General features: G+C 65.5%; 14 protein-coding genes. 10 read left to right on the forward strand and 4 right to left on the reverse strand.

Features of this window, described 5'->3' with window-relative positions:
• Positions 1-133: 133 nt before the first annotated feature.
• Positions 134-466, reverse strand: a complete 333-nt coding sequence (locus G5C50_RS20075; protein WP_165072240.1) for a hypothetical protein — start codon at positions 464-466, stop codon at positions 134-136.
• A gap of 106 nt (positions 467-572) precedes the next feature.
• On the opposite strand from G5C50_RS20075, the gene G5C50_RS20080 reads away from it, so the two are divergent.
• Positions 573-1760, forward strand: coding sequence for a M28 family metallopeptidase (locus G5C50_RS20080; RefSeq protein WP_165072242.1), 1188 nt, complete (start codon positions 573-575; stop codon positions 1758-1760).
• Between the two features lie 3 nt (positions 1761-1763).
• Here the strand turns inward: G5C50_RS20080 and G5C50_RS20085 are convergent, their stop codons facing one another.
• The gene (locus G5C50_RS20085) at positions 1764-3839 is read right to left on the reverse strand and encodes a PD40 domain-containing protein (RefSeq protein ID WP_165072244.1); all 2076 of its coding nucleotides are present in this window, start codon (positions 3837-3839) and stop codon (positions 1764-1766) included.
• A gap of 389 nt (positions 3840-4228) precedes the next feature.
• Here G5C50_RS20085 and G5C50_RS20090 point away from each other — a divergent pair, with 389 nt between their 5' ends.
• From G5C50_RS20090 to G5C50_RS20130, 9 genes are all read left to right on the forward strand, one after another.
• On the forward strand, positions 4229-4756 hold the full coding sequence (locus G5C50_RS20090) for a 3-hydroxyacyl-ACP dehydratase FabZ family protein (RefSeq protein ID WP_165072246.1): 528 nt from the start codon (positions 4229-4231) through the stop codon (positions 4754-4756).
• A 355-nt stretch (positions 4757-5111) separates the two neighbouring features.
• Positions 5112-5498, forward strand: coding sequence for an acyl carrier protein (locus G5C50_RS20095; protein ID WP_165072248.1), 387 nt, complete (start codon positions 5112-5114; stop codon positions 5496-5498).
• 134 nt (positions 5499-5632) lie between these two features.
• The gene (locus tag G5C50_RS20100; RefSeq protein ID WP_165072250.1) at positions 5633-6181 is read left to right on the forward strand and encodes a 3-hydroxyacyl-ACP dehydratase FabZ family protein; all 549 of its coding nucleotides are present in this window, start codon (positions 5633-5635) and stop codon (positions 6179-6181) included.
• 123 nt (positions 6182-6304) lie between these two features.
• Positions 6305-7627, forward strand: coding sequence for a beta-ketoacyl-[acyl-carrier-protein] synthase family protein (locus G5C50_RS20105; RefSeq protein ID WP_165072252.1), 1323 nt, complete (start codon positions 6305-6307; stop codon positions 7625-7627).
• Positions 7628-7697: 70 nt separating this feature from the next.
• Complete coding sequence (locus tag G5C50_RS20110; RefSeq protein ID WP_165072253.1) at positions 7698-8996, forward strand: beta-ketoacyl-[acyl-carrier-protein] synthase family protein; 1299 nt, start codon at positions 7698-7700, stop codon at positions 8994-8996.
• Between the two features lie 68 nt (positions 8997-9064).
• Positions 9065-10153, forward strand: a complete 1089-nt coding sequence (locus tag G5C50_RS20115; protein ID WP_165072255.1) for an alpha/beta hydrolase — start codon at positions 9065-9067, stop codon at positions 10151-10153.
• Positions 10154-10179: 26 nt separating this feature from the next.
• Complete coding sequence (locus tag G5C50_RS20120; protein WP_165072257.1) at positions 10180-11874, forward strand: GH3 auxin-responsive promoter family protein; 1695 nt, start codon at positions 10180-10182, stop codon at positions 11872-11874.
• A 174-nt stretch (positions 11875-12048) separates the two neighbouring features.
• Complete coding sequence (locus tag G5C50_RS20125) at positions 12049-13443, forward strand: DUF1571 domain-containing protein (RefSeq protein WP_165072259.1); 1395 nt, start codon at positions 12049-12051, stop codon at positions 13441-13443.
• A 205-nt stretch (positions 13444-13648) separates the two neighbouring features.
• Positions 13649-14041: a response regulator gene (locus tag G5C50_RS20130; RefSeq protein ID WP_165072261.1), complete on the forward strand. Its 393-nt coding sequence runs from the start codon at positions 13649-13651 to the stop codon at positions 14039-14041.
• Positions 14042-14069: 28 nt separating this feature from the next.
• Here the strand turns inward: G5C50_RS20130 and G5C50_RS20135 are convergent, their stop codons facing one another.
• The gene (locus G5C50_RS20135) at positions 14070-16304 is read right to left on the reverse strand and encodes an NfeD family protein (protein ID WP_165072263.1); all 2235 of its coding nucleotides are present in this window, start codon (positions 16302-16304) and stop codon (positions 14070-14072) included.
• Between the two features lie 271 nt (positions 16305-16575).
• Complete coding sequence (locus tag G5C50_RS20140) at positions 16576-17553, reverse strand: hypothetical protein (protein ID WP_165072265.1); 978 nt, start codon at positions 17551-17553, stop codon at positions 16576-16578.
• Positions 17554-17746 lie beyond the last annotated feature (193 nt).

Genomic DNA, 17746 nt, shown 5'->3' on the forward strand with positions numbered 1-17746 from the left:
CGGGAAGCACGCTCACCGTGAATCCTGGGGCGGCGGCCCGGCGATCTTGGCGGTCGTCGGACGCAACCGGGCCCACTGAAGGGTGACGAGATCGGTTGCGACCGTCGACCGGGCTTGCCTGTCAGGGGACGGCTCAGAAGACGTCCATGGTGAAGTGGTTGCCCTGGTACCACTTCTTCTTGTCCCAGTCGTGCCAGCCGTGGGGGTGCCGGAACTTGTCCAGGACCCGATAGCCGCCGTAGAAATTATGGTAATACGGCCCCTGGATCTGGGGCACGATCCGCTGCTCGCGGGGGTACTTGTACCAGCCGTCGTACAGCCCGTTGTACTCGAACCCGTTGCCCGGGACCTGGGGCGGCACATAAGGCCAGTGCAGGTAGTCGTTCCAGTCCTGGGCCTTGGCCGAGCCGCCCAGCGAAAACGCCAGGGCCAGGGCGAACGCGGTGATCCATGAGCCTCGCGACACGTTCCACCTCCGTGTAGGGAACCATCACAATCCACGAGTAGGATGACACACGGTTCCCGGCCGTGCGGCGAATTCGCAGACGGATTTCCGGCCCCCAGGAGCGGTTATGCACGACGCATCGACTCGTTCGCAGAGGTTCGCCCCGAGGGTCCTTTCGGTCGCTCGTCTCGTCGCGGTCGCGACGGTTGCATGCCTCTTCCGTTTAGGGACGGTCTGCGCCGAGGAACCCGGCCGGATTGAGCTGGAACGCTGGGTGAAACTGCTGGCCTCGCCTGAATTGGAAGGGCGACGCGGAGAAGGGGGGAGGAAGACCGCCGGCGCGATCGCCGACGAGTTCCGCCGCCTCGGGCTGAAGCCTCTCTTCGACGGTCAGTACATCCAGGAGATTCCCCCTGCGCCGCCGGCCGATATGCTCGGCCGGAACGTGGGGGCGATCCTGCCGGGGAGCGACCCGAAACTCGCGGCAAGGTACGTCATCCTCTCCGCCCACTACGACCACCTGGGAGTAAGGGGGGGCGTCCTCTATCCGGGGGCCGACGACAACGCCTCGGGTGTGGCGATGATGCTCGAATCGGCTCGTTGCCTGGCTGAGGCAGCCGAGAAGCCCCAGCGGTCAGTCGTCTTCATCGCCTTTGACCAGGAGGAGGCGGGGCTCTACGGCTCTCGCTATTTCGTAGCCCATCCGCCTTTCGCCGTTGAGAGCGTCGACCTGTTCGTTACAGCCGACATGATCGGCCGATCGTTGGGGGGCGTCTGCGGCGACTTCTTCTTCGTCATGGGGACCGAGCACGTCCCGGCCCTTCGCCCATGGCTGACCGAGGCGGTGGGGGGGCGTCCGCTTCGGATGGGGATCCTCGGCGCGGATCTGCTCGTCCTCAACCGCAGCGACTATGGGCCGTTCCGGTCGAAGAAGGTCCCGTTCCTCTTCTTCAGTACTGGGGAGAATCCTCGATATCACTCGCCCAGCGACACGCCCGAGACCATCGATTATCCCAAGATGACTGAGATCAGCCGCGTGATTTACGGGGTGGTGGCCCGGGCAGGCATGGCCCCGACGCTCCCTGCTTGGAGCGACCAGACGGACAATCCCGTCGAGGAGGCGATGACGATCCGCGAGGTTCTCAAGTCCCTCGATGCCCACCGTGACGCCCTCAGGCTGAACGCGGCCCAGGGTTATGTGATCGACGGAGCACTCAAGACCCTGGAGGGGGTCGCCGCGCGGGGAGCGATCACAGCGTCGGAGCGGTCGAGTCTCCTCCGAGCGGCTCGGCTGGTCCTGATGACGGCCTTCTGAGGTCTACGGTTGGACTTCGAGCGGGACCACGCGGAGGCCGGGAACCGGGGGCGGCGTGAAACGTGGGAGCATCCCCGGCGGCTGAATGTCCAGAGGGGGCGGGGGGGCGTCCCCCAGGTTTGGCAACCTCCGCCGGAAGGGGATGATTCCGAACTCGTCCGGAGGGACGGCGAGGCCGTTCGGGTTGGGTGCGAAGGGGGCGATGGGCATCTGGTCGGGAGCCGGAGCCCAGCCGCCAAGGTTGATGGCGTCCGCCGTTTCTCCGTGAGATCCCAGTTCGTTGGTGCTCTTACCCGTTCTCTGGAGGGTGCCGTCGCCGGCGATCGTTTCCAGATGCGTCGCCCAGGCGTTCGTGGGGTCGGCGACGGCGGCCAGGGAATAACCACCCGCCGTCTCCTCAATCGACGACCGCGAACCACGGGTCTCCCGTTCGAGATAACTCACGATCCCACGCGCTCGGCCGACTTCCCCCTTGCTCATCAGAATCTGGGCGCGAAGACACATCCATCGGAGTCGGTCGCGAGGCGTTTCGGCCGTGGATTCGACGGCGGCCAGAAGCCGCTCGGCGGCGTCGTAGTCCTGGGCGAGGTAGGCGAAGAAGAGGCGGAAGTCTTCAAGTCCGTCTTCTGGGGCGGCGGGGGGAGACGTCAGCGGACCAGAGGCGAACTTCGCCAGCCGTTTCAATCGGAACTGCCGGGGGTGGAAGCCGCCCAACTCGCCGAGGATCGGCAGGACCGTCGCTCGCACGCCTTCGCCATCGCCGGTCGGCGACGGGAGCCAGGTCTGCAGGAGATCCAAGGCGCACGACGCAAGGCGGTCCAGCCATCGGCGGCGGCTCGACAGATCCGGGGCGACGGGGATGGTTTCCTTGGTCGTAAGATCGAACAAGGCGACAAGGCCCGCACCACCGCCGTCATCCACCCGGAACGCCAGATTCAGGCCGTCCGGCGAGATCGCCGGCGCGCCAAGCTGCAGTCCGCTATCCAGGGGGTGGAACCGGTCGTAGGTGTTCTGACCGACCAGGCTGCACCAGCGCATGACCTGTTCCTGCCCGTCGTTGATGAGGCAAACGCCCTGGTCCTGTTCGGCGTCCATGGTCAGGTCGACCCGGGCCGAGCGAGGTCGGGGATCTCCTCCCATAGTGGCAGGCCCTCGCATGCGGCCCGGGACGTTCGTCGGCGAGATCGATTCCAGCGTCGAGACGGGCGTCGCATAGCCCCCCTCAAGCCCGACGCGAACGAGGCTGACGTTCCTCGTTCGGAACGCTCCTCCGCCCGGTCCAGCGATCATCATGAGCGACTGGCCGTCCTGGCCCCAGGCCAGCAGCGACGCGGTCAGAGCCGAGGCGTTGACGCGCAGAACCTGGTCGCTCCCTCCAATCGCGGTGAGGAGATGCACCTGAACCGCCGGCTCGGCTTCGGGAACGGGGATTTCCTTCAGGAACGCCATCCGCCGCCCATCGGGAGACCACGCCGGCGCGAAGGCTCCATCGAGCGTCAGGGCGGTTCGGCCGTCCGTCAGGTTCACCAACCACAGGCCGGCGACGGCTCCCGGTCGGGGGACGGCCACCCGGCGGCCGTCCGGACTGGGGGCGAGTTTCTGACGTGCGATCGCGACGCGGTCCTCAGCGTTGAGTTCCAGGTCGGCCTCGACGGCGATCGTCTGTCTGCGGTCCAGGCCCGATCGCACGACCACCTCGAATCGACCATGCTGAGTCGATCCCCCTTCGCCCTCGGTTGGGTTGAATCGGCCGTAGACGAGGGTCCGGCCGGAGGCGACCCAACTCGGCGACGAGAGCGGCTGGGGAGACTCCTCGATCAGGACCGATTCCCCGCTCTTAATCTCGGTCGCCCAGATCCGGTAGATCCTTTGCGGGACGACGGGAGCCGAGTGCGTCGCGTCGGGTACGCCGCCCGGCGCGAGCATCCAGCCTGAGGGCAGGGCGGTGGCGTCTGAGCTCTCTACCGTCGTGTAGGCGATCCAGCGGCTGTCGCGGGACCACTCGACCGGAGCCACGGGGGTCGCCGCGACGAGCGCGACCGATAGAACGTGTGCGAGTCCTGCGAGACTCGACGACATGGGGGACTCTCCGCCGGGTCGAGGGCGCGTCGCGTTCCCGCGCCTCGTGGAACACCGATCTTCGGTGTCGAGGACGACGCTGTTCAAGTATAAGACGGCTGGCGCCGACTTCCTAGTTGAAAGGTCGAGACGCGACGGCTCGCAGAACCATCCTGGAACAGAGGACGGATGGTCCATGTGTTTGACCGTCGGCCTGCAGGTTGTATCCTTCCGGGAACGGGTTACGTCCGTCGCCCCAGGCTGCGCCGCTGGGCCTGGTCCTTGAAGGAGGGCCAGGCCGAGGATAAGATGCGGGGTCGTCGACGGCGGACGCCCCGACGCTTCGAATCCCGGCCGGCTCGAGAGTCGGGCCCCTCCAGAGTCTCGCCTTCTTGAATTCGGGAGCTTCCATGCGTTTCGTCCTGATCGACCGGATCGTCGACGTTCAACCCGGCCGTTCGCTGCACGCCGTCAAGAACCTGTCGCTCGCCGAGGAATATCTGGCCGACCACTTCCCTGGATTTCCGGTTATGCCCGGGGTCCTGATGCTGGAGGCTCTGACTCAGGCCGGCGCGTGGCTCCTTCGGGACATGGAAGACTTCGCGAACAGCATCATTCTGCTGAAGCAGGCCAAGACGATCAAGTACGGAAGCTTCGTCGAACCTGGTCGGCAGCTTGAACTTAAGGTCGAGCTGATCTCCGACGCCGCCCCCGACGCCACGTTCAAGGCCGTCGGCGTGATCGACGGCCAGGAGATGGTCAAGGGCCGGATCATCCTGACCAGATACAACCTCCGCGACAAGAACCCGCATCTGCACGCGACCGACGCTTCGATTGTGGCTGGGCTTCGCGATCTTTACGCCACCTTGCGCAAAGGATCGGTCGGCGCCCGCGCGATCTCTCGGACGCCAGAGCCTGCGGGCGTCAAGCTCATCTGACACGTGGTTGGGCGTATGACCCGCCCAGCCGGCGCACTCGGCGCAGCTTGCCGAGGCGGGCCAGAAAAAAACCAAGGTTCCCGTCAACTTAGGTCGTATCATTAGCTTGAGCTTGCTGAGGTTGCAAGAAATCCCGATTTTCTGGACAATGCCAGGCGTGCCCAGGATCCAGGCCGAAGGATCGTGGGCAGCCTTCCAATACGAATCGGGCCTCACCTTGCCACCCGCCCCACTTGAAGTTCGCCGCTCGATCTTGCCGACGATTAAGTGAGCCGACTTAATCGTAGGCCCGTCCGCGTCCCCGATTCGCAGCCGATCGAGTGCGAGCCCTGGTCCCCTTTTTCCTGAGGATGACATGCCCGCATACGAAGAAATCTTCGACAAGGTCCAGTCCACGCTCGTCGACGCTCTTGGCGTGGACGAAGAGGACGTCACTCGCGAATCGACCCTCCAGGGCGATCTGGGAGCCGAGTCGATCGACTTCCTCGACATCGTTTTCCGTCTCGAGCGGAACTTCGGGATCAAGATCCCCCGCGGCGAGCTCTTCCCGGAGAACCTGGTCGCCGATCCCGAGTGGATCGCCGACGGCAAGCTCACGCCGAAGGGCGTCTCCGAGCTGAAGGCCCGCCTGCCGTTCGCCGACCTCTCGAAGTTCGAGGCTGATCCGGACGTCGAGAAGATGGGCGATCTGTACACGGTCGACATGCTCGTCCATTACGTCCAGAGCAAGCTGGCCGCCTGACCATCGCGGCCGACCGCCCCACCAGCCCGGAACGGCCGCGGCCCTTGTCATGGGCCGCGCGTCCGGCGACTGGGCGTGTGGGGGACCGGCCTCTCCTTCTCCACCTTCCCCCTGGCCCGGCGGCGCGCCCGATCATGCGATGGATCTGGATCGATAAATTCACGGAGTTCCGGAGCGGTCAGTTCGCGCGAGCGATCAAGAACCTGACCCTTGCCGAGGAACACCTGCACGACCACTTCCCGGGATTTCCGGTCATGCCCGCCTCCCTCATCATCGAGGGGCTGGCGCAGACGGGGGGCATCCTGGTGGGCGAAGCCAGCGGCTTCGCGGAGAAGGTCGTGCTCGCCAAGCTCCCTCGCGTCGAGTTCTTCGGCGTCGCCTGCGCCGGCGACCAGTTGACCTACGAGGTGACGCTCACCGATCTGCGGTCCGAAGGGGCTGTCGTCGACGCCAAGGCGTTCCTGAACGGCGAACTCCTCTGCGACGCCGAGATCGTTTTCGCGCACCTGGACAATACACGGGCCAACCAGATTTTCGGCCCCAAGAACTTCGTTTTCACCCAGCAGCTCCTTGGGGTCCTGGACCTCGCCAAGGCGCAACAGCGGGCCAAAGAGCAGGCGGACGCGTCCGCCGATGGTCAGGCCAACGGCGAGCCCACCACGCCGACTCCCCCCCAGGGTTGAGGCTGCGACGGTCGCCAAAGCTGCGAAATTCGGGTAGACTGTCCGCATTCAAGAGTTTTTGACGTTTCGCGCGACGGGACGGATCGGGGCCCAAGCCCCCCAACGGAGTCCGACGGGTCATTCATGGTTGGTCTTGAACGCCGCGTGGTCATCACCGGTCTGGGATTCGTGACGCCCCTGGGCGATACGCCAGAGACGCTCTGGGAGCGGATCTCCGCCGGCCAGGGTGCGCTTCGGCGGATCGAAGAGTTCCCCGTCGCGGGGCTCCCCAACGACGTCGTCGCTGAGATCCGGGGCTTCGACTTCATCAAGGGCTACGCCCTACCCAAGTTCCGCAAGACGCTGGCCAAGAGCCGCAAGTACATGGCCCGCGACATCCAGCTCGCGGTGGCTGCGGCCCAACGCGCCATGAGCGACGCGGGACTCGTGGACGGCGGCGTCGATCCGACGCGGATCGGCATCGACCTGGGCGCCGGCCTGATCTCGACGGACCTCGACGAGCTGGCTCCGGCCATCACGATGGCCACCGAGAAGACGGGCCAGTTCGAGTTCCCCGTCTGGGGAAAGGAAGCCATCGGCGTCATCGAGCCGATCTGGCTTCTGAAGTACCTGCCCAACATGCTGGCCTGTCACATCTCGATCCTGATGGACTGCCAGGGGCCCAGCAACACGATCACGGAGGCGGACTCGTCCTCCAACCTCGCCATCGCCGAGGCCGCCCGGATCATCGCCCGCGGCAAGGCTGACGTGATGATCACCGGCGGGGCCGACTCCAAGATCCATCCGCTCAGTCTGACCCGGATGGCCCTGTACAACACGATGTCGCGCTGGGAAGGAGAGCCCTCCGCGGGCCTCCGCCCGTTCGACGCTCGCCGCGACGGCACGCTTCCCGGCGAGGGGGCTGGCATTCTGATCATCGAGGAACTTGGTCACGCCCTTCGACGCGGGGCCAAGATCCACGGCGAGATCCTCGGCGCCGGTTCGGGCTGCGACGCCGTTCCGACCGGGGGGCTGGACCCGCAGGGCGGGGGGACCGAGATCGCGGTCAAGGCCGCACTCCGCGAGGCTCGTATCAAGCCCGAGGACGTCGGCCACGTCAACGCCCACGGCGCGGGCTTCAAGGTTGGCGACCTCGCCGAGGCTCGGGCCTTTGAGCGGGTCTTCGGCAAGGGTGCTGTGCCGGTCACCGGCCTGAAGGGCTACCTGGGGAACATCGCGTCGGGAGCGGGGGCTGTCGAGCTGATCTCCAGCCTCGTCGGCGTGAACCGGGGCCTGATCCCCCCCACGCTCAACTGCGAAGAGGTCGATCCGGCGTGCCACGTCGACGTCGTGACGGCCGCTCCCCGGCCGACCGACAATCCCATCTTTGTTAACACCAACGTCACCATCAACGGGCAGGCCTCGGCCGTCGTGGTCAAGGGCGGGCCGATCGCCCCCGAGGGCTGATCTCGGGCCAGGGCTCGTCCTCGTTTCGGTTTTCCTCAGAGGTCGGGCGAAGGCCCGGGAAGATAGCTCCATGCGGCGGGTCGTCGTCACAGGAATGGGAATGGTCACCCCGGTCGGCGGGGACGTTGAGTCGACCTGGCAGGCGCTGCTGGCCGGCAAGAGCGGCGTCGGGCCGATCTCGCACTTCGACGCTCGCACCTTCCCGACCCGGATTGCCGCCGAGGTGAAGGATTTCGACCTCTCGCGGTATCTCGACGACGCCGACCGCTGGGCCGAATACTCGCGGAACACGCGGTTCGCCCTGGCCGCCGGCAAGATGGCGATGGACGACTCGGGGCTGACCGAGTGTCAGGACCTGGACCGTTCGCGGTTCGGCGTCTATCTCGGCGCGGGCGAGGGGCAGCAGGACTTCGGCCGATTCGTCAAGCTCGTCTACAAGTGCACGAAGGGAGTGGGCGACTCCCATCTGAAGGTCTCCGAGTCGGAGTTCACCCGGCTGGGCGTCGACAACCTGCACGTCAGGCACGAATCCGAGCAGGAACCGGGCACGCCGGCCGCTCACCTGGCAGCTCGGTTCGGCGCTCGGGGAGCGAACTCGAACTGCCTCACGGCCTGCGCCGCCAGCTCGCAGGCGATCGGCGAGGCGTACGAGATGATCCGCCACGACTGCGCCGACGTGATGCTCTCGGGCGGCACTCATAGCATGATCCACCCTTTCGGCGTCACGGGCTTCATCCTGCTTACGGCTCTCTCGACTCGCAACGACGAGCCCCAGAAGGCGAGCCGCCCGTTCGATCGCGAGCGTGATGGATTCATCATCGGCGAAGGGGCGGGCATGCTCGTGCTCGAGGAGCTTGAGCACGCCAAGGCTCGGGGCGCGAAGATCTACGGCGAGCTTGTCGGCTACGGCTCCACGGCCGACGCGTTTCGGATCACTGACAGTCACGAAGACGGCCGCGGGGCGATCGCCTGCCTGCGTGAGGCTCTCGACGGCGCTGGGTTGGCTCCCGAACAGATCGACTATATCAACGCTCACGGGACCAGCACGTCGGTCAACGATTCCGTTGAGACCCTGGCGATCAAGAAGACCTTCGGTGAGACCGCCTATAAGGTCCCCATCTCGAGCACCAAGAGCATGATGGGCCACCTGATCGCCGCCGCCGGCAGCGTCGAGGCCATCGTCTGCCTCCTGACGATTCGCGACGGCGTCCTCCCTCCCACGATCAACCTGGACAACCCCGACCCCGACTGCGACCTCGACTACATTCCCCACGAGGCTCGTAAGAAGCACGTCGACGTCGCGCTTTCCAACAGCTTCGGCTTCGGCGGCCAGAACATCACCCTCATCTTGAAACGCTACACCGACTGACCGATGTCTCGCCGGGTCCGTTCCTGCCGCGCAGGGGCGATTCTGGCGAATCGAACGGGAGTGCATTCGTGACCGGCCTCTCTACCTTGCTTGTCATCCTGGTCGTCGTCGCGCTGATCCCCGTGGTGGTCTTCGGCGGCTTCCTGCTGTTCTGCATCTGGATGTACTGCCCGGTCATTCGGCGAATCTTCGAAGAGCGGCCGATGTTCATGCCGCTGAAGCTCACTCCCGAGGACGTCGGCGAGGCGGCCTCGTTCAAGACGGGCGACGGCTTGACCCTCCAGGGGAGCTACTTCAAAGCCCGTACCGACTCTCGGGTGGGCGTGCTCGTCTACTGCCACGAGTTCCTCAGCGACCGCTGGAGCTACGCCCCGTACCTCGACCATCTGCGCGACCGCGGTTTCGACGTCTTCAGCTTCGATTTCCGCGGCCACGGCGAAAGCGCCTCGGAGCCCGGCTACGATCCGCTCCAGTACGCCTCGGATCGTGAGGTCGACGACCTCCAGAGCGCCCTCGCGTATCTTCGGACTCGTCCCGACCGCGACCTGTCCGGCTACGGCCTGTTCGGCGTCAGCCGCGGGGGCGGTACGGCCCTGCTGGTCGCCGCCGACGAACCCGACGTCTGGGGCGTCGTCACCGACGGCGCGTTCGCGACTCGCGGCACCATGACCGCGTACATCGTCCGCTGGGCTGAGATCTTCGTCCGGGTCAAATGGTTCCTGAAGCTCGTTCCCCGTTTCATCTTCGCCATCCTCGGCGACGTGGCTCGGGCCGGCACGGAGCAGCAGCGAGGCTGCAACTATCCCAGCATCGAGCGTGCGGTTTCCCGTCTCACGCCCCGCCCTTGGCTCCAGATCCACGGCCAGCGCGACGTCTACATCGGCGTCGACATCGCCCGCGAGTTCTTCTCGTGGGCCGGCGAGCCGAAAGAGCAATGGCTGGTCGCCGACGCCAAGCACAACCGCTGCCGGGAGACGGCTCCCGAGGAATACTCGCTCCGCCTGGCTGAGTTCGTCGACCTCAACGCTCCTCGGCGTCCGCTCATCGACGCCGAGGACGAACCGGCCGCGACCGATTTCCGTAAGTTCTCCGCCGTCGAGGGCCGGATCGTCGGCGGCGGCCTGATGACCAACGTCGCCTCCCCCGTCACCGGCTGAACCCTTCACCTCCGGGACGCCGACCCATGCTCAGGTTCATCAAGCGGCTCGTCGGCCGCCCGATCGCGAACCGCGCCCGTCGCCTCGCCGGCGAATTCCTCCAGCAGACGGAGCAAGCCGGCAAGGTTCAGCGCGACCTGCTCCTGTCGCGGATCGCGCGCAACGCCGACAGCGACTTCGGGCGCGACCACCACTTCGCCGAGATCCGCACCCCGGAAGACTTCCGCCGCCGCGTCCCCATCGGCGATTACAACCGCCACGAACCTTATATCGACCGCGTGCGAAACGGCGAGGTCTCGGCCCTCTTCGGTCCCGGGACCGAAGTGCTCATGTTCGCGATGACCTCGGGGACCACCAATCGTCCCAAGACGATCCCCGTCACCCGCGAAGCTCTTCAAGACTATCGCGAAGGCTGGCTCGTCTGGGGGATCCAGGCGTTCGACGCGCATCCCGACATGATCCAGGACGGGATGCGCCCAATCCTTCAGATCGCCAGCGATTGGCGTGAGAGCTACACGACCGCCGGCATCCCCTGCGGCGCGATCACCGGCCTCACGGCCTCGATGCAGAACCGGATGGTGCGGACGACCTACTGCATGCCCCCCTCGGGATCTCGGATCAAGGACGTCGAGTCGAAGTATTACGTCGCCCTCCGATACTCGATCTACAAGAACTTGGGGACGATCATCGCGGCCAACCCCAGCACCATCCTGAACATGGTCCGGCTCGGCGACCGCGAGCGCGAGACCCTCGTCCGCGACCTCTACAATGGGACGCTCGATCCCAAGTGGGCGGTCCCCGACGACGTCCGCCGCGAGATTCGCTTCCGGACGCGGATTCGTCGCAAGGAGACAGCCCGACGACTGGAGTCGATCATCGCCGAGCACGGCCGACTCCTCCCGCGCGACTACTGGCCCAACCTGGAGTTCCTCTCCAACTGGATGGGAGGAACGATGCGGGCCTATCTCAGGGGCTACCCTGAGTTCTTCGGCGAGAAGCCCGTGCGGGACGTCGGCCTGATCGCCTCCGAGGGCCGGATGACGATCCCAATCGAGGACGGGACGCCCGCCGGGGTGCTCGACATCCGCCACCACTACTTCGAGTTCATCCCCGAGGAAGAAGCGGAGAAGCCCGACCCCCAGACCGTCGAGGCCGTCGATCTCGTCGAGGGGAAGAACTACTTCATCCTCCTGACGACGGCCGGCGGGCTCTATCGCTACAACATCTTCGACCTCGTTCGCTGTGTGGGGTTCCACGGCGAGGCGCCGGTCGTCGAGTTCCTGAACAAGGGGGCGCATTTCTCCAGCATGACTGGGGAAAAGCTATCCGAACATCAGGTCATCACGGCCGTCGAGACGGCCCAGCGGTCGGTCGGGCTTCGGCTGCGGTCGTACCTCCTGCTCCCCATCTGGGGCGATCCTCCTGCGTATGGGATCCTGGTGGAGAACTCCGACCTTCCCGACGACGAGCGAGCCGACAGGTTCGTCGCCGCGGTGGAGGATCAGCTCCGAACGCTTAACGTGGAGTATGCGGCCAAGCGAGACAGCCTCCGTCTCGGCCCTCTCCGCACGATCCGAATCCAGGACGGCGGCTGGGGCGAATTCCAGAAACGGCGGCTCGCCCGCAGCGGCGGAACAGTCGAACAGTATAAGCAGCCGCACCTGATCCCCGACGTTGAGGCTATTCACGCCTTCCCGATCGTCGCGACGATCAATTCCTGATCGATCGGTGCGGTCCAGCCCGCGACGAACGCCAGCCCGGCTGTGCGTTCGCCTTGCCGGTTTGCGGCGGATGTGGTATGCGTGCGCGTGTGTTACGGATGATCCAGGCCAGGGCTCCAGGCCGCCGACCGGACGGACCGTCCGACGGAATCCCCACTGAAGGGGAGCGATGACATGAATCCGGCGAACAACGCCGCATCGAAGACCAGGTCCGCAGGGCTCGCCGCCCTGACGCTTGCCGCTGCTTTGAGCACCGCCGGCTGTGCGACGAGCGGCGGCGAACTCTGGCATTCAGGATCGAGTTCCCTCACAAACCTGCTCTGGCCTCGCGAGCGAGCCGAGCCGGGTTACGACCTGTACGCCCAGAACATGGCCGGCTCGAAGGGCGTCAAGCAGGCCGAATCCGCGGCGCAGGCTGGCGCCGATCAGGAGAATCCTTCAAAGCCCGCGGCGACTCGCTCCGCGGCCGAGGTCGCGGCCGACGATCGTGGGGCGGGGGCCGCTTCGGCCTTTGCCGAATCCAAGCCGCGTGGGGTCAACGACGCCCGGGTTCGCGTCACGCTGGGACGTCCTGAAAGCGTTCCTGTCCTGAAGGACGCCGACGGCCGACCGGGCCCACTCATCGCTTCGACCGCGCCCGATATTCAGGGGCCGCTTGCGCAGGCGACTGATCCGGCCCCTGCGCCGGGCGCTGCTCAGCGACAGGGAGTTGCGGAAGCGAAGCCTGAACCTGCGCCGGCCCTAGCCGCCGCCGATTTGGCGCCTGAGCCGGCGCCTGCTCCCGCAGCACCTGCACTCGCTCAGGCCGAGCCGGCCGCCGAGACCCAGGCCGCCCCGCCCGAGGCGAACCTCAAGACGATCCTGGACGGCGCTCGCGAGCGTCTGGAGGGGATGTCGACCTATCAGGTCGCGATCACGCGCGTCGAGCGCGTCGGCAGTCAGGTTCTGCCCGAGGAGAAGGCTCTGCTGAGCATCCGGCGAAATCCGAAGGCGGTCCGGCTGGAATGGCCGGAGGGGGCGAACAAGGGGCGCGAGGTCATCTACTCGGCCGCGATCAACGACAAGGTGATGCACGTCAACGTCGCCAATTCGGCGATCCCGATCCCTCGCATGACGCTCCCCGTCGACAGCCCGCTCGCCATGCGGAACAGCCGCCACGCCATCACCGAGGCCGGCTTCGACACGATCTTCAACAACCTCTCCAAGCAGGTCGACTCTCAGGGTCGCCCTACTGGCGCGGAGGGGAGGCTCACCTACAAGGGGCTCCAGCAACCGGAGGGGGGCGATCGGCCCTGCCATCTGATTCAGCGGATCACTCCGGCCAAGGAAGTCTGGCGCGTCTATCTCGACGAGGACACTCTGATGCCGGTCGTCGTCACCGCCCATCAGGCTGACGGCGGTTTGCTGGAGTCGTATCGGTACGAGAACCTCAAGGCTGATCCGACCGAGTTGGCCGCCGCCGAGGCGTTCGACCCCGACAAGCGTTGGGGACCTTCGCAGGGGCTTTTCTCGCGGATCGCTCGGGCCGCCGCCGCGACCGCCGAACAACCCGCCGCAACGACCCGCTGACTGCCAAATCGGCCGGCAACGAGCCATTCAAAGACTTTCACCGGTCGCCGAACGTCGCTTTTTTGAGAATTCCAAAGGCTGACCTTGTAAGAAGTTGTCGTGATGGAGTCTGATATCGGAGGCGACGTCTCAGAGGCTGGCGCGAGATTTGCTCTTGTTTGCCGGCCGACAGGATTCTCGGTGCGGATCAACGTGGATCGGGACTATGCCGTCACCAGCAGTGCAGGACTATTCGATTCTCATCACGGACGATGACGCCGGAGTGCGTGAAACGCTCCGCGACATCTTCGTCCCGCATGGGTATCGTACGTTCCTGGCGGAGAGCGGCGAGGAAGCCATCGACATCGTCCGGGTCCACCCCGTTCACGTCGCCCTTTTCGACATGCACCTGCCCCGGCTCTCCGGGCTGGAAACCCTCGCCGTCGTCCGCCAGATGCGCGGAGCGCTGCCGGCCATCCTGATTTCAGGCGCCTGCGACGAGAACCTGCTGCGTCGCGCCCTCTCCGAGCACGCCTTCTGCGTACTGGAAAAGCCCGTCAGCCGACACGTCGTCGTCCACGTGGTCCATCGGGCTTTGCAAAAGTACTACCAGAACTGACAGCCGACGGCCGTTTGACTCGGACGACTCAGGACATTTCGTCGATGTCCACGTCGGGCTCGGTCCCTTCCCACTTCTTCACGATCACGCGGGAGCCCTGCACGTCGACGACCTCGACGAGGCTGTCAGGCTCGATGTAGAAGTTGTCGGCCGTCACGTCCAGGAGGAGTTTCCCGAAACGGGCCTTCCCTGTCGGCCGTAGCGGCGACGTGGTGCGGCCGGTCTCGCCGATCAGGTAGGCGAGTGAATCGTAGCCTTCCATCGGCGGCTTCACGGTGGGATCGAGAGTCTCCCCTCCCGCGCCCGTCCAGGGTTCGGGTTTGAGGATCAGCTTGTTGAAGATCGGGATCGCCGGGAAGTAGTGGGCCAGCACCACCGCGCCGACCGTTACTCCGATGAGGGCGACGATCAACTGGATGAGGGTTAAGCCCATCTCACGGTATTCGTAATCCTGAGTCGGCCACGTAAAGGTGTGGCTGGCCATCACGATGCTGCCGAGCATCAAGACGATGCCCGACATGCCGAAGATCCCGAAGCCCGGAAGCACGAAGAGTTCCACAGCCAGCGAGATCAGTCCCAGCAGAAAGAGGATGATCTCAAGCTGATCCGCGGTGCCGCTGAGGTAGTGGCTCCAGAAGAACAGCAAGAAGGCCAGGGCTGAGACGATCGCCGGCAGACCGATCCCCGGCAGCTTCAACTCCACCACCATCATGAACAGGCCGACGAAGAGGAGCAGCCAGCTCACGTAAGGGTCGGTCAACAAGGTGACCAGGGAGTCGACCCAACCAGGGCCTTCCACGCGGATCGCAACCCCCTGGAGACCATAGAGGGTCTTCAATTCCTCGAAGTCCCGGACGACCTGATTGAATCCGTACGCCGAAGCCTCGGCTGCGTCGATGGTCAACGGACCGCCGGCGCGATTGCGGGGTTCCAGGTTGGTGAATCGATTGGGATCGGCTTCCGCTTCGCGGAGCAGGACCAGTCGGCGGCCCTGGGTGTTTTGATCGGTCGCTTCGACGACCTCGGCTCGAGGGTCGATCATCGCTCGGGCGACGGCTTCCGAATGGCCCTTCTTCGCAGCCAGGAAAGCCGCCTTTTCGGCGAGGCCGGCGATCTGGACTTCGGTCAGATCCTCGAGTCGCCCTCGCGCCGTGATGAACTGGGCGACGTCGCCCATCCGGGCTCCCTCTTTGAAGACCACGTCGCGACAGGCGAGCGGCAGAAGCGCTGCTACGCCGAGCGCCCGTTCGTTGAGATAGGCCACGGTCTTCATGTCGTCGATGCCGGCGATCAGGTCGGCGACCGTGTCGGCCGTCTCCACCATTCCTCCCGGGCTGTCGATCTCGAAGAAGACGAGGTTCGACCTCTCGCGGCGGGCCTGGTCGAGTCGTCTCCCCAGGTAGGAGATCATCGCCGATTCGATGGGCCCCTCGATCTTGATCCAGACCGGGCGGACGTTCTGGCCGAGCGTCGGGTCGTCGACCGTGGACCCGCCCGCGATGTGGTAAAGAGCGGCGACCTCGGCGGGTGAGTGGGCGATTCGTTTGCAGAAGCCCTCCTCACGCGCCCGGTCGGCCGTCAGGACGCCTCGCCGTCCCCCTTCCCAGGCCGGGCGATCGTCGAGGGCCTGGTTCGACTTGAGGAACTCCGGCATATGCTCGGCCATGACGTAGCGGATGCCCTTGTCCGGCGTCCGGATAAGCCGGAGGTCGGCGTCACGGTCAAGCATTCCCAGGATCAGGTCGGGGTCGCGGGTCTTGCGAACGGCCAGGAATCGCACGGGCTCGCGCAGGGCCGGATCGAACGATTGGGTCTCGGGAGTGATCGGCCCCAGGCTGGCGTTCGGCCCCATGACGATCTCGGTGCAGGCCACCACCGGGAGGACCGCGAACCCGGTGATTGGGTCGGGTACGTAGGCGACCGTTGATTTCGCGCCGCCGAGTTCGCGGGAGATGTAGTTCGCCAGATCGTAGGCGGCGCCGAAGTCGGTCGTTCCCGGCGCGGATTCGCCTGGAAGGAACTGGAAGACGAGGATCGGGCTCTGTCCCTGGGCGTCAGCCGAGGTCTTTTTGACGAGACCTCGCGTCTTGGATTGGATCTTGGCGATCTGGTCGTGCGTGATCGGTTCGGTGATCGTGAAGAACTGACCGGGAGTCACTTCGGCCCTGGCGGCGGGGGCCTCGGCCCGGCTCGCCGTCGGTATGAAGGAGGCCGCGGTCGAGACGAGCAAGACGGCGAGAGGGGCGACGGCTGGTCGTATCATCAGGGTCAGACTCCCTCCGCGGACACACGTCATGAACAGCCCTGGGCGGGATCCGAGCGTCCGTTCGGACGTTGTGGGCCGAACCCCAAGGGGGCCTCGGCGGACATCCCGAGAGGGCGACGTCGCGGATCGAGCCGGATGCGTCCCTGATCGCTACCGCGCTGATTATAGAGCCGGTTGAAATGACCGTCAAACGAACGCCCGGCGCGCGAAAGAGCCCTCCGAGGGGAGGGCTCGATTGGATCTCGATTGTTTTGGGCGTCTGCTCGGGTCAACGCCGGGGGGCGGCGCCAGGAGTACGGGCCGCGCTGGCGGGGGCAGCGGCGGCCGGGCGGGCCGCCGGGTTGCCGGCTGGGGCGCCGGGCGGGCGGGTCCCCGGAGCGTTGCGGGGCCGGTTCTCACCCATCGGGTTGTGAACCACCTTCCAGCCCTTGGCGGCGAAAGCCGCCACGTTGGGAGTGAAGTTCTCGTCGTTGACCGCGACGTTAGGCTTCACGGGGTTCAGGCGGAAATTCTTCGTCCCCTTGCCGGTGGGGGCGTAGAGGATGATCTGGATCGGCAGGATGAAGGAACTGTCCAGCAAGACGTACGACTTGCTGAAGCTCTCCCGGTCGACGTCGAGCTTGGGAATGATGCTCACCGCGTAGGAGTTCGCATCGGGCGCCTTGATCATCTCGATGGTATAGCGCTGCTTGGCTTCTTCGGCCTTCATGTTGAAGAGGAACGGCAGCGGGCCTTCCTCGATCGCCTTGGCGGCCTGATCTTTCTCGAGCGGGTAGACGAAGATCTGGCCGGTGTCGCTCTTGAACTGCACCACCTCGTTCCCGGTGCAGACGATCCGCTCGTCGTCGATGCTGTCCCAGGAGCCGTCGGCCTTCTTGGCCGGCTTCTTGCCCGCGTCCTGCTTGATCTTCTTGAAGTTGATGAAGGCCAGGTTGGGGTTCTTGAAGATGGCCCGACCCTCGTAGTACTCAATCTCGTCGAACTCGGGGATGTCGTCGCGGCGGAAGATCGAGACGTCCAGGGTTTTGAGCTTGGAGCTTTGCTCCTCCCACTTCCGCAGCAAGGTCTCGACGTCGATGTTCGGCGCCGCGGGGGCGGCTTGATCCTGAGCGGCTTGTGCTGGGGCGGCGCCCTGTTGGCGAGCGCCGGCGGCGGGCCTCGCCGCCTGGCCGAACGCAAGGGTCCCAGCCATCGTCCAGGCCGCTAGCAGCCCGCTCGTCCCGATCATTACTCCTCGTCGATCCATGACTTCCTCCCCGTCCTGAGCCAGGCGCCGTTCCGAGTGTTTCCGGGTTCTCCTGAACCTGGGGAAGCGGCCTCTCGGCGCGCGGCCCCCCGACACTTGAGGTCTAATTACCAAAGGACCGGATTTCCCACCAGATCAGCCGCCGATCTCCTCACCCTCCTCTGTCGGGCCGAGTGTCGTCTTTTCGATCAGT

This window comes from Paludisphaera rhizosphaerae (assembly GCF_011065895.1).
Lineage (GTDB): Bacteria > Planctomycetota > Planctomycetia > Isosphaerales > Isosphaeraceae > Paludisphaera > Paludisphaera rhizosphaerae.

Excerpts from the sequence above, each read along its gene's own strand:
- G5C50_RS20080 (WP_165072242.1), top strand. The coding sequence starts at position 573 with ATGCACGACGCATCGACTCGTTCGCAGAGGTTCGCCCCGAGGGTCCTT.
- G5C50_RS20085 (WP_165072244.1), bottom strand. The coding sequence starts at position 3,839 with ATGTCGTCGAGTCTCGCAGGACTCGCACACGTTCTATCGGTCGCGCTC.
- G5C50_RS20090 (WP_165072246.1), top strand. The coding sequence starts at position 4,229 with ATGCGTTTCGTCCTGATCGACCGGATCGTCGACGTTCAACCCGGCCGT.
- G5C50_RS20095 (WP_165072248.1), top strand. The coding sequence starts at position 5,112 with ATGCCCGCATACGAAGAAATCTTCGACAAGGTCCAGTCCACGCTCGTC.
- G5C50_RS20100 (WP_165072250.1), top strand. The coding sequence starts at position 5,633 with ATGCGATGGATCTGGATCGATAAATTCACGGAGTTCCGGAGCGGTCAG.
- G5C50_RS20105 (WP_165072252.1), top strand. The coding sequence starts at position 6,305 with ATGGTTGGTCTTGAACGCCGCGTGGTCATCACCGGTCTGGGATTCGTG.
- G5C50_RS20110 (WP_165072253.1), top strand. The coding sequence starts at position 7,698 with ATGCGGCGGGTCGTCGTCACAGGAATGGGAATGGTCACCCCGGTCGGC.
- G5C50_RS20120 (WP_165072257.1), top strand. The coding sequence starts at position 10,180 with ATGCTCAGGTTCATCAAGCGGCTCGTCGGCCGCCCGATCGCGAACCGC.
- G5C50_RS20125 (WP_165072259.1), top strand. The coding sequence starts at position 12,049 with ATGAATCCGGCGAACAACGCCGCATCGAAGACCAGGTCCGCAGGGCTC.
- G5C50_RS20130 (WP_165072261.1), top strand. The coding sequence starts at position 13,649 with ATGCCGTCACCAGCAGTGCAGGACTATTCGATTCTCATCACGGACGAT.
- G5C50_RS20135 (WP_165072263.1), bottom strand. The coding sequence starts at position 16,304 with ATGATACGACCAGCCGTCGCCCCTCTCGCCGTCTTGCTCGTCTCGACC.
- G5C50_RS20140 (WP_165072265.1), bottom strand. The coding sequence starts at position 17,553 with ATGGATCGACGAGGAGTAATGATCGGGACGAGCGGGCTGCTAGCGGCC.